This is a genomic window from Leifsonia sp. Root112D2, assembly GCF_001424905.1.
Classification (GTDB): Bacteria; Actinomycetota; Actinomycetes; order Actinomycetales; family Microbacteriaceae; genus Root112D2.
Genome location: NZ_LMCU01000001.1, coordinates 2,343,590 through 2,355,932, shown reverse-complemented (window position 1 = coordinate 2,355,932; position 12,343 = coordinate 2,343,590). Strand labels below are relative to the sequence as shown.

The 12,343-nt window shown below is 66.3% G+C and carries 14 protein-coding genes; 4 read left to right on the top strand and 10 right to left on the bottom strand.

What is annotated here, in order from left to right; all coding sequences use genetic code 11:
• Positions 1-61: 61 nt before the first annotated feature.
• From ASC63_RS10920 to nirD, 8 genes are all read right to left on the bottom strand, one after another.
• On the bottom strand, positions 62-385 hold the full coding sequence (locus tag ASC63_RS10920; protein WP_055813042.1) for a DUF2469 domain-containing protein: 324 nt from the start codon (positions 383-385) through the stop codon (positions 62-64).
• 12 nt (positions 386-397) lie between these two features.
• Positions 398-1,060, bottom strand: coding sequence for a ribonuclease HII (locus ASC63_RS10915; protein WP_055813039.1), 663 nt, complete (start codon positions 1,058-1,060; stop codon positions 398-400).
• Between the two features lie 2 nt (positions 1,061-1,062).
• The gene (gene lepB / locus ASC63_RS10910) at positions 1,063-1,806 is read right to left on the bottom strand and encodes a signal peptidase I (RefSeq protein ID WP_055813036.1); all 744 of its coding nucleotides are present in this window, start codon (positions 1,804-1,806) and stop codon (positions 1,063-1,065) included.
• Positions 1,807-1,880: 74 nt separating this feature from the next.
• Positions 1,881-2,231, bottom strand: a complete 351-nt coding sequence (rplS, locus tag ASC63_RS10905) for a 50S ribosomal protein L19 (RefSeq protein WP_055813033.1) — start codon at positions 2,229-2,231, stop codon at positions 1,881-1,883.
• A gap of 171 nt (positions 2,232-2,402) precedes the next feature.
• Positions 2,403-2,888 (bottom strand): MFS transporter, encoded by a 486-nt coding sequence (locus ASC63_RS10900; protein ID WP_157487659.1) that lies wholly within the window; start codon positions 2,886-2,888, stop codon positions 2,403-2,405.
• 34 nt (positions 2,889-2,922) lie between these two features.
• Positions 2,923-3,633: a tRNA (guanosine(37)-N1)-methyltransferase TrmD gene (trmD, locus tag ASC63_RS10895; protein WP_055813025.1), complete on the bottom strand. Its 711-nt coding sequence runs from the start codon at positions 3,631-3,633 to the stop codon at positions 2,923-2,925.
• Between the two features lie 72 nt (positions 3,634-3,705).
• Positions 3,706-4,503, bottom strand: coding sequence for a sirohydrochlorin chelatase (locus ASC63_RS10890; RefSeq protein ID WP_082487519.1), 798 nt, complete (start codon positions 4,501-4,503; stop codon positions 3,706-3,708).
• A complete protein-coding gene (gene nirD / locus ASC63_RS10885; protein WP_082487517.1) occupies positions 4,500-4,910 on the bottom strand; it encodes a nitrite reductase small subunit NirD in 411 nt (136 codons plus the stop codon). Before nirD ends, ASC63_RS10890 begins: the two co-directional genes overlap by 4 nt.
• Before the next feature lie 226 nt (positions 4,911-5,136).
• Here nirD and nirB point away from each other — a divergent pair, with 226 nt between their 5' ends.
• From nirB to ASC63_RS10870, 3 genes are read left to right on the top strand one after another with little or no spacing between them, the layout of a single operon-like run.
• Complete coding sequence (nirB, locus tag ASC63_RS10880) at positions 5,137-7,758, top strand: nitrite reductase large subunit NirB (protein WP_055813021.1); 2,622 nt, start codon at positions 5,137-5,139, stop codon at positions 7,756-7,758.
• A complete protein-coding gene (gene cobA, locus ASC63_RS10875; protein WP_055813019.1) occupies positions 7,755-8,528 on the top strand; it encodes a uroporphyrinogen-III C-methyltransferase in 774 nt (257 codons plus the stop codon). Before nirB ends, cobA begins: the two co-directional genes overlap by 4 nt.
• Before the next feature lie 4 nt (positions 8,529-8,532).
• The gene (locus ASC63_RS10870; RefSeq protein ID WP_082487514.1) at positions 8,533-9,684 is read left to right on the top strand and encodes a uroporphyrinogen-III synthase; all 1,152 of its coding nucleotides are present in this window, start codon (positions 8,533-8,535) and stop codon (positions 9,682-9,684) included.
• A gap of 250 nt (positions 9,685-9,934) precedes the next feature.
• Here the strand turns inward: ASC63_RS10870 and ASC63_RS10865 are convergent, their stop codons facing one another.
• Together ASC63_RS10865 and ASC63_RS16125 are read right to left on the bottom strand one after the other, a co-directional pair.
• Positions 9,935-11,188 carry a hypothetical protein gene (locus tag ASC63_RS10865; protein WP_157487658.1) on the bottom strand — a complete coding sequence of 418 codons (1,254 nt, stop codon included), beginning with the start codon at positions 11,186-11,188 and terminating at the stop codon, positions 9,935-9,937.
• Between the two features lie 162 nt (positions 11,189-11,350).
• Entirely contained in the window at positions 11,351-11,692 is a 342-nt protein-coding gene (locus ASC63_RS16125; RefSeq protein WP_268765174.1) for a winged helix-turn-helix transcriptional regulator, read from the bottom strand.
• Positions 11,693-11,767: 75 nt separating this feature from the next.
• Between ASC63_RS16125 and ASC63_RS10855 the strand changes: the two genes are divergently transcribed.
• Complete coding sequence (locus ASC63_RS10855) at positions 11,768-12,241, top strand: GNAT family N-acetyltransferase (RefSeq protein WP_055813011.1); 474 nt, start codon at positions 11,768-11,770, stop codon at positions 12,239-12,241.
• The last annotated feature ends 102 nt before the right edge of the window (positions 12,242-12,343 follow it).

The following is a 12,343-nucleotide window of genomic DNA, read 5'->3' as shown; positions in this document are numbered from 1 at the left end:
AGGCGGCATCCGTGGAGTTTTCGCCGGAATCAAGAGCGGTGCAGGAGGAGACGCGAGGAGCCTATTCGTCGAGCGCGAGTTCCTTGGGAAGCTCGAAGTCCTTCGAGGAGAGCTCCTCGATATTGACGTCCTTGAAGGTGAGCACGCGCACGCTCTTCACGAAGCGGTCGGAGCGGTAGACATCCCACACCCACACATCATTCATGGTCAGCTCGAAATAGAAGTCGTGCTCGGTGTCCCTGCGCACGAACTCCACCTCGTTGGCCAGGTAGAAGCGCCGCTCCGTCTCGATTACGTATTTGAACTGTGAGACGACGTCACGGTACTCCCGATACAGGGCCAGCTCGACCTCGCGGTCGTAGTCGTCGAACTCGTCTTCATCCATCGTTCGACAAGTCTATGCTGCCGGGCTGCGCAATGCAGGCTCCTTCAGCCACGTGCGCCGGTGCAACTCGGTCGCCCCGAGCTCGGCTATGGCGGCCAGGTGCTGCGCGCTTCCGTAGCCCTTGTTGCCCGCCCAACCGTAACCGGGAAAATCGGTGTCGCTCGCGATCATGATGCGGTCGCGGTGCACCTTGGCGATGACGGATGCCGCGGCAACCGACGCGCAGTCCCTGTCGCCCTTGATTCGGGTCACCACGGGCAGCCTCGAGCGCAACGCGGGGTTCAGCCAGTCGTGGTGCCCGTCGAGCAGCACCGTGGCCGCGAGAATATCCACGCCCCCCGCGTGCAACGCGGCAAGCGCACGTTTGCCCGCAAGCCCCAGGCACGCCGTGATGCCGAGGCTGTCCACCTCGTTGGCCGAGGCGAGACCGACCGCGGAGTGCAGCACCCACTCGGAGCAGAGCGGGGCCATCGTCTCCCGGCGCCTCTCGCTCAGCATCTTGGAGTCGCGCAGGCCCGTCGGCATCGGCCCAATCGACACGTCCACGACAGCCATTCCCACGGCAACCGGACCAGCCAGTGCGCCACGCCCCACCTCGTCGCACCCGATCACCAGGCGGGCACCGCCGGCGTGCAGCTGAGCCTCCACGAGAAGGGTCGGATCCGCGACGACCATGACTACTTCTTCGTCTCGCCGACGCCGGCGAAGACGCCGGGGTAGTCGTCGAGCACCGACCACCTGCTCACGGGCCAGCTGATGAGAACGGCGCGACCGACGACATCCGTGATCGGAACGAACCCCTTGCCGGGCAGGCCCTGGTTGAGGCTCGAGTCCTGCGAACGCCAGCGGTTGTCGCCGAGCACCCACAGGTCCCCCTTCGGAACGACAACATCGAACGGATGCGAGGCGTTGGTCTCGCCTGCCGGCAGCAGAATGTATGGCTCCTTGATCGGAACACCGTTGACGCTCAGCTGCCCGAGCGTGTTGCAGCACGTGACGTGGTCGCCGGGCAGGCCTATGACGCGTTTGATCAGGTGGTCGTCACTGTCGGAGGCCGACAGGCCCACCACCGAGAGCGCCCAGTCGACGGCTGCGGCCAGCGGGTTCTGCGGGGTCGTGACCTTCGGCGGCAACCAGCCGCCCGGATCGCGGAAGACCACGACATCGCCGTGCGAGATAGGCACGAGATTGGGCTCGAGCTCATTGACGACGATGCGGTCGTTGATCTGCAGCGTGTTCTCCATCGACCCGGAAGGGATGTAGAACGAGCGGATCAGGAACGTCTTGATGAGAAAGGAGACGAGAACTGCTACGACGAAGATGATGAGGATGTCACGAAGGAAGAGTTTGAGGCTGCGCTGCCTCTTGCGCCTGTCGCGATTCACGCCTTCTGCGCGCGTCGCCGTCGTGTCATCTGTCATTTAACGTCCCTGAGCTCCCGCACCATTCTAGGTGGCGGGAGCTCAGTGAAAGACGTCTTGTGGCTGCGTGGCGCCTACGCGTCGCGCTTCTCTTTGATCTTGGCCTTCTTGCCGCGCAGGTCGCGCAGGTAGTAGAGCTTGGCGCGGCGCACGTCACCGCGAACGACGACCTCGATGTGGTCGATGATGGGCGAGTGCACCGGGAAGGTACGCTCGACGCCGACCTGGAAGCTCACCTTGCGCACGGTGAAGGTCTCGCGCACGCCCTCGCCCGAACGGCCGATGACGACGCCCTGGAAGACCTGGATACGAGAGCGGGTACCCTCAACGATGTTGACGTGAACCTTGACGGTGTCGCCGGCACGGAACTCCGGAATGTCGCTGCGAAGGGAGGCAGCGTCCACCTGGTCGAGAATGTGGTTCATGATATTTCGCTCTCTGCAGCCGCCACGGGTCGACTACGTCTGATTAAGTTTCGAAAAGGAATGGTGCCCACGTAATTCGCGCAGCTCCCCTGTGGCAGAGCCCGGCCGTGGCACAAACGCTAATTCTGCCATGGATTCGCTCTCCATGGCAAAGCGTGGGCGCCGTACGGCCTAGGGTCGGTGTTCCTCGACCACTATCACGGGCCCGTTCGAGGCCACGGACGGCGACGGGCGAGACGCCTGACGCGGCGCGGCGGCCTGCGCGAACGCCTCCATCGCCCCGGATACCCGGCGACGCGTCTCGGTGACCAGCTCCCACACGGCCAGCCAGAATGCCCCGAGGCCGGCGACCAGCACAAGCGCGCCGTACCAGGCCGCACCGGGCAGCTGAAGACCTGTGACGATGACGGATGCCTGCCATACGGCGAGCACGCCGACATCCGACCACGAGACGGCTTTGGTCGTGCGCACGGACTTTCGCGCGAAGATGAGGCCTGCAACGGCAAGCATCGCCACACCGAGCAGCGGCGCCACCAGAAGAAGCGAGAGTGCCCCGCCGGCCGAGCCGCCGAAGATGGCCGTGCCGACGACGAGCCACAGCGGAAGCACGATGGCGGCCACGACCTGCCACCGGTAGAACATCCGTCGAAGCAGCATGCACTCAGGCTAGCCGTGGCTTGCTGAATGCGGGCTAGATGTTCGCCGGGGGCAGAAGATCGGGTCGCACTCGGGCGGTGCGCTCCAACTGCTGTTCCCTGCGCCAGGCGGCAATCGCACCGTGGTTGCCACTGAGCAGCACGGGCGGCACATCCAGCCCGCGCCACTGTGCCGGCTTGGTGTAACTCGGGTATTCGAGAAGGCCGTCTTCGTGGCTCTCCTCAACGAGGCTTTCGGGGTTGCCGACCACACCCGGGATGAGCCGCCCTATCGCCTCGATCATGGCCAGTACCGCCACCTCACCGCCGTTGAGCACATAGTCGCCGAGGCTGATCAGGCGCACCGTGGCACGACGGGCCGTGTCGTCGACGACGCGCTGATCGATGCCCTCGTAGCGACCGCATCCGAAGATCAGATGCTGCTCGTTCGCGAGGTCGCGCGCGGTCGCCTGGGTGAAGAGCTCTCCGGCCGGTGAGGGGAAGATGACGACGGGGTCAGCGCCGGGCCCTTCGGCAGCCCCGTCGAGGATGCCGTCGAGCGCCTCGCCCCACGGTTCCGGCTTCATGACCATGCCCGCTCCACCGCCGTACGGAGTGTCATCGACGGTGCGGTGCCGGTCATGGGTGTGCTCGCGCAGGTCGTGTATGCCCAGATCGATCAGGCCGGTCGAGCGCGCCTTGCCCAGCAGCGAGATATCGAGCGCGTCGAAGTACTCGGGAAAAATCGTCACGACGTCAATGCGCATTCCCCGATTGTATGCGCGGCCGTCGGCGTCAGCCGAGGCGCCCGACGGCGTTCAGAGCCCTGTCATCGGCATTCAGAAAAGGGGTGCAAACGCGCTCAGCTCGCGGTAACGAGCCACGACGAGCTGCACCAGTTCGGGCGGTGGCGCCTCACCGACGGCAAGCAGTGGGGCGCTCACGACATCGCCGAGGTGTGCGGCGGAGTCTGCAAAATACCCGGGCGCGAGCAGATAGGTGGCAACGACAACGCGTGCGCCGGGGGTGCGTTGCCTGGCCATCAGCACGGCCCGCTCGAGAGAGGGTCGTGCTGCCGAGATGAAGCCCACCGTCACCGCACGGCCGAGCCGGTCGGCCAGCAGCCGCCCGGTCTCGAGGCAGTCGGCGACGGCGCGCGCATCCGTGGATCCGGCTGCGGCCATGACCACCTCGTCGCCGGCTCGCAGCCCCGCCTCGCGCAGTCGCCTGACCAGTACCGTAACGAGCCGGTCATCCGGTCCAAGCGCCGCCGAAAGAGCCGTGCTGCGGCCGACGGTGCCACGCACCTCATTCACGAGGTCGACGTGCACGTGGAAGCCGGCGGAGAGCAGCAGGGGAACCACAACTGCGGGCGCCGCGTCTGCCACCGCGGCGAGCGTGGCGGCGACATCCGGTTGCTGCACATCGACGAAACCGCCGGAGACCTGAAGGTCAGGGCGGCTTTCGCGGACCGCTGCCAGCAGCGAGGCGACGGCGGCCTGGCCGGTCGGCGACGAGGTGCCATGTGAGATGGCCACGAGTGCGGGCGCCTGCAGCGTGTGTGCCAGCCGTCGCTCGAAGCGCTCCTCGGCCGGCACGTCGTGGGCACGCGTCGTGGATGCCGCGCTCGGGCTCATGGGGTTACCTCCACCTCGATGAACCCGCCGACGACGCGCGTGCGATAGGTCTGCAGAAACAACTCGGGATCGGTGAAACACTCCCCCGTGCCGAGGTCGTAGACCTCTTTGTGCAGCGGCGACGCGATGGTGGGCCGGTCACCCTTGGAACCCACGATGCCGCGCGCCATCACCGAGGAGCCGGTGTGCGGATCGCGATGCGCCACCGCGTACACCTCGTGCGGTGACAGCAGGAACAGTGCGATCTGCTTGGCACGAATCATCGCGGCCTCGCCCCAGGACGGCTCGAGGTCGTCGATGCGGCAGGCGCGCTCCCAGGCGCCGCTCTGATCGCGGACGCTCGTCTCGTCGGCTGCACTGGTCGCTGTCGTGGGGGGCACCGTCGTGGGGTTCACCGTCATCGTCATCTCGCACGCTCCTTCTCGATACCCGAAACGCTATGCGCCGCGTGTTTCCCCACCGGCACGGGAATGTTTCGCCCCGGTGAAACCCGCCTCACATTCGCGTCGCTGCGCGGTGTGGGGTTTGTTAATGCGGGGTCACACCGACGAAACCGAACCGAAATCACTCCCCCATACGCTCGGCTCAAGCCGATTGACGCGAGTGACGAGGACGAGGACGAGGACGAGAATCATGCCAGAGACCAACGCAGAATCGCTCGCCTCTCCCGTTGCCACGCGCGCTCCCGCCCGCGAGATCGTCGTCATCGGAGGCGGCCCCGCAGCGCACCGTCTGGTCAGCGCCCTCGGCGCCGGCGACACGGCAGGCGCGTTGCGCGTGACGGTGCTCTCGGAGGAGAGCCACACTCCGTACGACCGGGTCGCCCTCAGCACGAGACTCATGGGCGGTGCCGATCTGACGCTGCCCGCCGAGGTCTGGCAGAACGAGCACACCGTTCTTCGCCGCAACGAGCGCGCCACCGCCATCGATCGCACGAACCACACCGTGACCACCGTCTCGGGCGAACGCCTGCCCTACGACGAACTCGTGCTCGCCACGGGGTCGCGTGCCCCCGTTCCCGAGATTTCCGGCAGCGAGTGTGCTCGCGTCTATCGCACGATCGACGACGTGGATGCGCTGCTCGCCGAGACCGAATCCCTCGCCTCGACCTTCGGCCGTCCGGCCCGCGTCGTGGTCGCCGGTGGCGGCCTGCTCGGGTTGGAGGCGGCCGGCGGCCTGCAGCGTCTCGGGGCTGAGGTGTCGCTCGTGCACTCCGGATCGTGGCTCATGTCTGCACAGCTCGACGAGGGTGCCGGGCAGGCCCTGGGGCGCATCATGCGGGCGCAGGGTCTCGCGCTGCATCTGGGAACCCGGCCCCGTGACATCCGGAATCATGACGGTGTGGTCACCGGTGTTCGCCTGAGCAACGGCCAGGTGATCGACGCGGACATCGTGGTGTTCGCGATAGGCATCGCGGCACGCGATGAGCTGGCCCGCGAGGCCGGACTGGAGATCGGCGAGCGCGGCGGCGTCGTGGTGGGCAGCGATTGCCGCAGCAGCGACGAACACATCTGGGCGATCGGCGAGGTCGCCTGCATTCAGGGCCGGTGCATCGGTCTCGTTGCCCCCGCGAACACCATGGCCGAGGTCGTGGCCGACCGACTGCGGGGCGGTACGGCGGAGTTCACGAACATCGACGACGCGACCAAGCTCAAGCTCTCCGGCGTCGATGTGGCGAGCTTCGGCGATGCGCTGGGCACCGCAGAGGGCGCTCTCGAGATCGTCTTCGCGGATCCCGCTCGCGGGTTGTACCAGAAGCTCGTCGTGACAGACGATGCGAAGACGCTGCTCGGCGGCATCTTCGTCGGCGACGCCACGCCGTATGCGAGCCTGCGACCCATGGTGGGCCGGGAGTTGGGCGCCGAACCCGCAGCCTTCCTGTCAGCGGCCGGTGCTGAGGCACCCGCGAAACTCGAGCTGCCCGACGACGCGCTGGTCTGCTCATGCAACACCGTCACCGCCGGCACGATCCGCGCCGCGGTGAACGGCGTCGACGGCGCACCCGGCTGCACCGATCTCGGCGAGCTCAAGGCCTGCACGAGGGCCGGCACGCAGTGTGGCTCGTGCGTGCCACTCGTGAAGCGACTGCTGGAGGCGGAGCTCACGCGCAGCGGCATAGCCGTCTCGCACGCACTGTGCGAGCACTTCGCCCTCTCCCGTCAGGAGCTCTTCGAGTCCATCCGGGTGCTCGAGCTGACCTCCTTCGAGGAGATCGTGGAACGCTTCGGCACCGGCCGCGGATGCGATGTGTGCAAGCCCGCCGTCGCATCCATTCTCGCCAGCCAGAACAGCGGCTACATTCTGGATGCCGGCCGCGGCACGCTGCAGGACACCAACGACCGGGCGATGGCGAATATGCAGAAGGACGGCACGTACTCGGTGGTGCCTCGCATTCCCGGCGGTGAGATCACGCCGCAGAAACTCGCCGTGATTGCCCAGGTCGCCACGGATTACGGGCTGTACACGAAGATCACCGGCGGCCAGCGCATCGACATGTTCGGGGCACGGCTGGAGCAGCTTCCGGAGATCTGGAAGGTGCTCGTGGAGGCCGGCTTCGAGTCAGGCCAGGCCTACGGCAAGGCACTGCGCAACGTGAAGAGCTGCGTCGGATCCACGTGGTGCCGCTTCGGGGTGCAGGACTCGGTGTCGATGGCCATCCAGCTCGAGCTGCGCTACCGGGGGCTGCGGGCTCCGCACAAGTTCAAGTTCGGAGTCTCCGGATGCGCGCGCGAATGCGCCGAGGCGCGCGGCAAGGATGTGGGAGTGATAGCCACCGAGACCGGCTGGAACATGTATGTCGGGGGCAACGGCGGCTTCCAGCCCTCACACGGGCAACTACTGGCGAGCGACCTGGACGATGAGACGCTCATCCGCTTCATCGACCGCTACATGATGTATTACATTCGCACCGCTGATCGCCTGCAGCGCACCGCGCGGTGGATGGAGGACCTCGACGGGGGTCTGGACCACGTGTACGACGTGGTGGTCAACGACTCGCTCGGGCTGGCCGAGGAGCTTGAGGCGGCGATGGCGTTGCACATCGACGGCTATGAGGACGAATGGGCGGCCACCCTCGCCGATCCGGAGCGGCTGCGCCGGTTCCGGTCCTTCGTGAACGCACCGTCGACACCCGACCCGAGCATTGTTCGGGTACCGGAGCGCGAACAGTCGCGGCCGGCGACGACCGACGAGCGGGAGCACACATCCGTTCTGCTGGCCGGGCCGCGCATTCCTGTGAGGCAGGCACAAGGATGACCGGGCACGTGTGGCTCGTCGGGGGTGGCCCCGGCCGCGAGGAGTTGCTCACGCTGGCCGCCGTGGCCGCCCTGCGCGACGCCGACGTGGTGCTCTACGACAGGCTCGCCCCGCATGAGGGCCTCGCCCGGCTCGCCCCGCACGCGAGCCTCATCGACGTGGGCAAGCGGCCCGGACATCATCCGGTCGGGCAGGAAGGCATCGAGCAACTCATTGTGCGGCACGCCCTGACCGGCGCCCGCGTGGTGCGTCTGAAGGGCGGCGACCCATACGTCTTCGGGCGTGGCGGCGAGGAGGTCATCGCGTGTCGTGCCGCCGGAATCGACGTGACGGTCATTCCCGGTGTGACGAGCGCCATCTCGGTGCCCGCCGCCGCGGGCATACCCCTCACCCACAGGGGCATCAGCCGGCTGTTCACCGTGGTCTCGGGGCATGCCCCTTTGAGCCCCGCCGAGCTTGAGCACCTCGCCGGCCTCGGCGGTACCATCGTGGTGCTTATGGGGATCGGAACGCTGCCCTCGCTCACCCAGGGTCTGTTGCGCTTCGGAATGAGCGCGGCGATGCCCGTCGCCATCATCGAACGCGGGTACAGCGCTGCGCAACGCACCACCATCGCCGATCTCGGCAGCATCCTCACCGAGGCGGCGACCCGCGGAGTCTCCTCACCCGCCGTGCTCGTCATCGGCGAGGTGGTGCGGCTCGCGCACGACGGTGACAGCGAGGCGATCAGTGCGCTGGCGAGCGCCGCCTCCGCGGGCTCGGGAGGGTGAGCCCATGAGCGCCGAGCCGTCTACTGTGCCGGGCTCCCCGCCCATTCCCGTGCCGGGCTTTCGGCGCGATCAGCTCGAGGGCTTTCGCATCGGGGTCACGAGCGACCGGCGCAGCGAAGATCTCATCGACGCCTTCGAACGCCGCGGCGCCTGGGTGCTGCACGCTCCGACCCTGCGCACCGCCCACGCCGAACTGGATGCGCCACTCGTCGACGACACCAGGGCCGTCATCGCCGCCCGACCCGACGTCGTGCTCGCCACCACCAGCTACGGCATGCGCCGCTGGTTCGAGACGGCGGATGCCGCGGGGCTCGGTTCCGCGCTGACCGACGCGCTCGGCGCATCCGCGATTCTCGTGCGTGGGCCCAAGGCGCGCGGCAGCATCCGCGCCGCCGGACTCACGGATGCCGGCATGAGCGACGACGAGACCACTGCGTCGCTCGTCACCCGGGCCCTCACCGATTTTCCGGATGCGCGCACCATCGTCGTGCAGCTGCACGGTTACACCGATCAGGCCCAGCTGGATCGCCTGCGCGCGGCGTTTCCCGTTGTGCTCACCGTGGCCCCCTATCGCTGGGAGCAGCCCGAGGACGACGAACGCGTGACGCGCCTCATCGACGCCGTCTGCTCCGGACTGCTCGACTGCGTGACGTTCACGAGCGCACCGGCCGTCGACGCCCTCTTCGCCGCGGCGGAGGCCGGTGGGCGCCTGCCCGACCTCGTCGAAGCCCTGAAAACCGTCGTGATAGCGGCGGCCGTCGGCCCCATCACGGCCGCACCGCTGCGGGCGACAGGCATCAAGCCGATTCAGCCGGAGCGCTTTCGCATGGGGGCTCTCATCCGTCTCGTGTGTGAGCATCTGGAGCAGCACCGCGTACAGCGAGTCACGACCCGCCACGGTGTGGTGGAACTGCGCGGTTCGACGGCCCTAGTCGCCGGCGCCGGCGTTCACCTGCCGCCGACCCCCTTGGCCTTGCTGCATGCCCTGGTCAGCGCCCGCGGTGCTGTCGTCTCGCGCAGCCAACTCGCGACGCTGCTGCAGGGGCCAGCCGATGACCACGCCATGGAGGTGGCCCTCAGCCGCCTGCGTCAGTCGCTCGGCACGCCGGGCCTCATCGCCACGGTGGTCAAACGCGGCTACCGGCTCGACGTCTGAGCGACATACTAATCCGCCGTGAGCCGGTTGCGCCCCGCGGCCCAAGCTCGGCACCGAGCGCGATCTACGTCTAATCAGGCTTCTGTGTCAGGCCGAGTTTTTCACACACGCTGGGAGCACCCTGGATTACGGCGGCCATGCGGTCTGGCGCAACGCAGACCGTCAATGGCTCGGCAACCGGAAAGGGGAAAGTCCTGTCGGCATCTTTTGTGGGAACGCCGCTTGGAATGGAGGGACTGCCCTCGGTTGACTAGGGGTTGATAAGGATCGATGCTTGAAGAGCTGTGCTGATCGGGTTCAGCGGCATGAACCCGCAATAGTAGGCTCCCTGGTAGAGGAACTTACCTTCGTGCTGTCCCCAAGCTTCAACATACCCGGTGCCGGCTTGGGTGGTGAGCCAAGGGCCACCGGAATCTCCACTCATGCACCCGGTGTAGTTAACGAGAACGATCGGAAAGACTCCGCTGGCCGAGAAGTCTGTTTTTATAATCTTCCCGTTACCGAGGCCGCTGGTCGCCCCGCTGAGGGCGACGATGTCGTTGAACATGGGCGTAGCCCTGAACGTGTAGACCCGCCGCAAGTCCGAGGTGGTGGCCCCTCCAACGTAGGCGGTCGCCGTGTTGAAGCTGGAGCCGCTGGCCGCACGCATCAAGATGGCATCCTTCACGGGGTCCGATTGCACGCCCGTGCCCCACGACACCCCGGCCGTCTTCCATGTCAGGCCACCGGCTACGGCGCAATGATCGGCGGTCATGCCCATATATTCATATTCGCCGGTTCCCCACTTCTTCCAGTTGAAACCCGACGTGCACTCATAAATCCCGGCCGTGATCCTGTCACCAGAGCTCCAAGGCGAGAAGTCAGAAGTGCGCCCAACCTGCCAATCGACCTTCGACGGCGGATCGGCGACGAACGCGGAGCCATCCGGGAGTACCCCAGACCGGGCCGGAGCCGATTGAACCTTGCTCGGATCCGCCAAAGACACGTGGACGTTACCCGACTCGTCGATGTAACCGCTTTCCGGCGCCGACCCAAAGAAGGACGTCCATGCGTCGGGGTTTCCGGTGATCTTTTGCAGGAGAGAACCGCGCGCACTGAGGCTCCAGCCCACCGGGCGCCAGACGAGGTTGAGCGGCGGCGGAACGACAATTCGACGCGTGGCAGCCAGGAAGGCCGACTCTTCCGCGGGCTCCGCTCCGGTGTAGTAGTCCATCGTTGCGGTCCTTGACACCTCATCCCAGGCGCTCTTGCCGACGATGTCGGGGAACGTGTTGACGAGATCCGCCAAGGGCTCATTAAGAACTGCAAACTGAGTCTGGTAGGGAGGGAACATCGCATCGGTGGCAGGGTCAGGAGACGTGTTGGTCAGACCCGCCTTTGCGTCGCTCGGCGAGGGTGTCGCCGTGGGCTCAGGGGTCGCTGCGCCCGCTGCCAGTGGCGACCCTGCAAGAGCCAATGCAACGAGTGCCGCGCCAATGAGGACTGCCTTGCGTCGCACGCCCATGAAATCGCCTCTCCTTCGACTTTAAGTCGCACATTAGCGCAGAATTCCTAATTCGTACATAGCGCGTTGACTCATAGGAAACCTCCTCGTAGCAGTATTCGTTGCCTCATTTGTCGCGCCCCTCGGCACACGGCAGCAGAACCGGCAATCTATACGGTCGTATTAGCGATTAGCCACGAACCTCGTGCGTATATGCCCTGGAGCGGGATGACCGCCGCGAGCTCTCGTCATCAATCCACAATCCACGCGGTCGTAGGCTTCCCGCGACGCAGAGACATCGCCCGGGTGTTCGATCGACCATTCCTCGAGCGCACGGAGAGGCTCGAGCAGTGTGCGCCCCGCGTCGGTGAGCCCGCACTCCGCCTGCACCGGAACCTGTGGGTACACGGTGCGGCGCACGAGACCGTCGCGCTCCAGCCCACGGAGGCTATGAGCCAGCATCTTCTGTGAGACACCCTCAACACGGCGGCGCAGCTGGGAGAAACGCGCATCGCCCTCGCCCAGGATACGGGTCTCATCGCCACCGTGGTCAAACGCGGCTATCGGCTCGATGTCTGAGCGAGTCTCTACGCTGAGTGCATGACGATAGTGCTTCGTGAGCTTGAAGACGGCGAGCTCGATCTGCTCTTCGAGTGGGAACAGGACCGTGCGGCAGTTGAGATGGCAGCGTTCACGCGGGCAGACCCATCTGATCGGGGCGCGTTCGATGCCCACTATGAGCGCATCCGAAACGACCCCTCAGTTGTCCTGCGGGCCATCGACAACGGCAACGGCCTCGTGGGAACGATCGGAAGCTTCACCATGGATGGTGAGCGTGAGGTCACCTACTGGATAGACCCCGGGCGATGGGGCCAGGGAATCGCATCGGCAGCCCTCAGCGCTTTCCTGAAGCTCGATCCGACCCGGCCGCTGCTCGCGCGGGTCGCCGTGCACAATCTCGGCTCCGCCACGGTGCTGTTGCGCGCCGGATTCCTGGAGATCGGCTCAGAGACGTCGTATGCCGATGGCCTGGGCCGCGATGTCGTCGAGCACATCTACCGGCTCAGCCGCTAGCGCCGCCGCAGCGGCCGATTTTCGGTAACCCTCGCGTTAATTCCACCTCAGCACGCGCGAAACCCTGTGTGAGAACTCGGAGACCCAACGTTTACGCGTCGC

Bases quoted from the DNA above. Each gene is read 5' to 3' on its own strand.
- ASC63_RS10920 (WP_055813042.1), bottom strand. From the start codon at position 385: ATGGATGAAGACGAGTTCGACGACTACGACCGCGAGGTCGAGCTGGCC.
- ASC63_RS10915 (WP_055813039.1), bottom strand. From the start codon at position 1,060: ATGGTCGTCGCGGATCCGACCCTTCTCGTGGAGGCTCAGCTGCACGCC.
- lepB (WP_055813036.1), bottom strand. From the start codon at position 1,806: ATGACAGATGACACGACGGCGACGCGCGCAGAAGGCGTGAATCGCGAC.
- rplS (WP_055813033.1), bottom strand. From the start codon at position 2,231: ATGAACCACATTCTCGACCAGGTGGACGCTGCCTCCCTTCGCAGCGAC.
- ASC63_RS10900 (WP_157487659.1), bottom strand. From the start codon at position 2,888: ATGCTGCTTCGACGGATGTTCTACCGGTGGCAGGTCGTGGCCGCCATC.
- trmD (WP_055813025.1), bottom strand. From the start codon at position 3,633: ATGCGCATTGACGTCGTGACGATTTTTCCCGAGTACTTCGACGCGCTC.
- ASC63_RS10890 (WP_082487519.1), bottom strand. From the start codon at position 4,503: ATGAGCCCGAGCGCGGCATCCACGACGCGTGCCCACGACGTGCCGGCC.
- nirD (WP_082487517.1), bottom strand. From the start codon at position 4,910: ATGACGATGACGGTGAACCCCACGACGGTGCCCCCCACGACAGCGACC.
- nirB (WP_055813021.1), top strand. From the start codon at position 5,137: ATGCCAGAGACCAACGCAGAATCGCTCGCCTCTCCCGTTGCCACGCGC.
- cobA (WP_055813019.1), top strand. From the start codon at position 7,755: ATGACCGGGCACGTGTGGCTCGTCGGGGGTGGCCCCGGCCGCGAGGAG.
- ASC63_RS10870 (WP_082487514.1), top strand. From the start codon at position 8,533: ATGAGCGCCGAGCCGTCTACTGTGCCGGGCTCCCCGCCCATTCCCGTG.
- ASC63_RS10865 (WP_157487658.1), bottom strand. From the start codon at position 11,188: ATGGGCGTGCGACGCAAGGCAGTCCTCATTGGCGCGGCACTCGTTGCA.
- ASC63_RS10855 (WP_055813011.1), top strand. From the start codon at position 11,768: ATGACGATAGTGCTTCGTGAGCTTGAAGACGGCGAGCTCGATCTGCTC.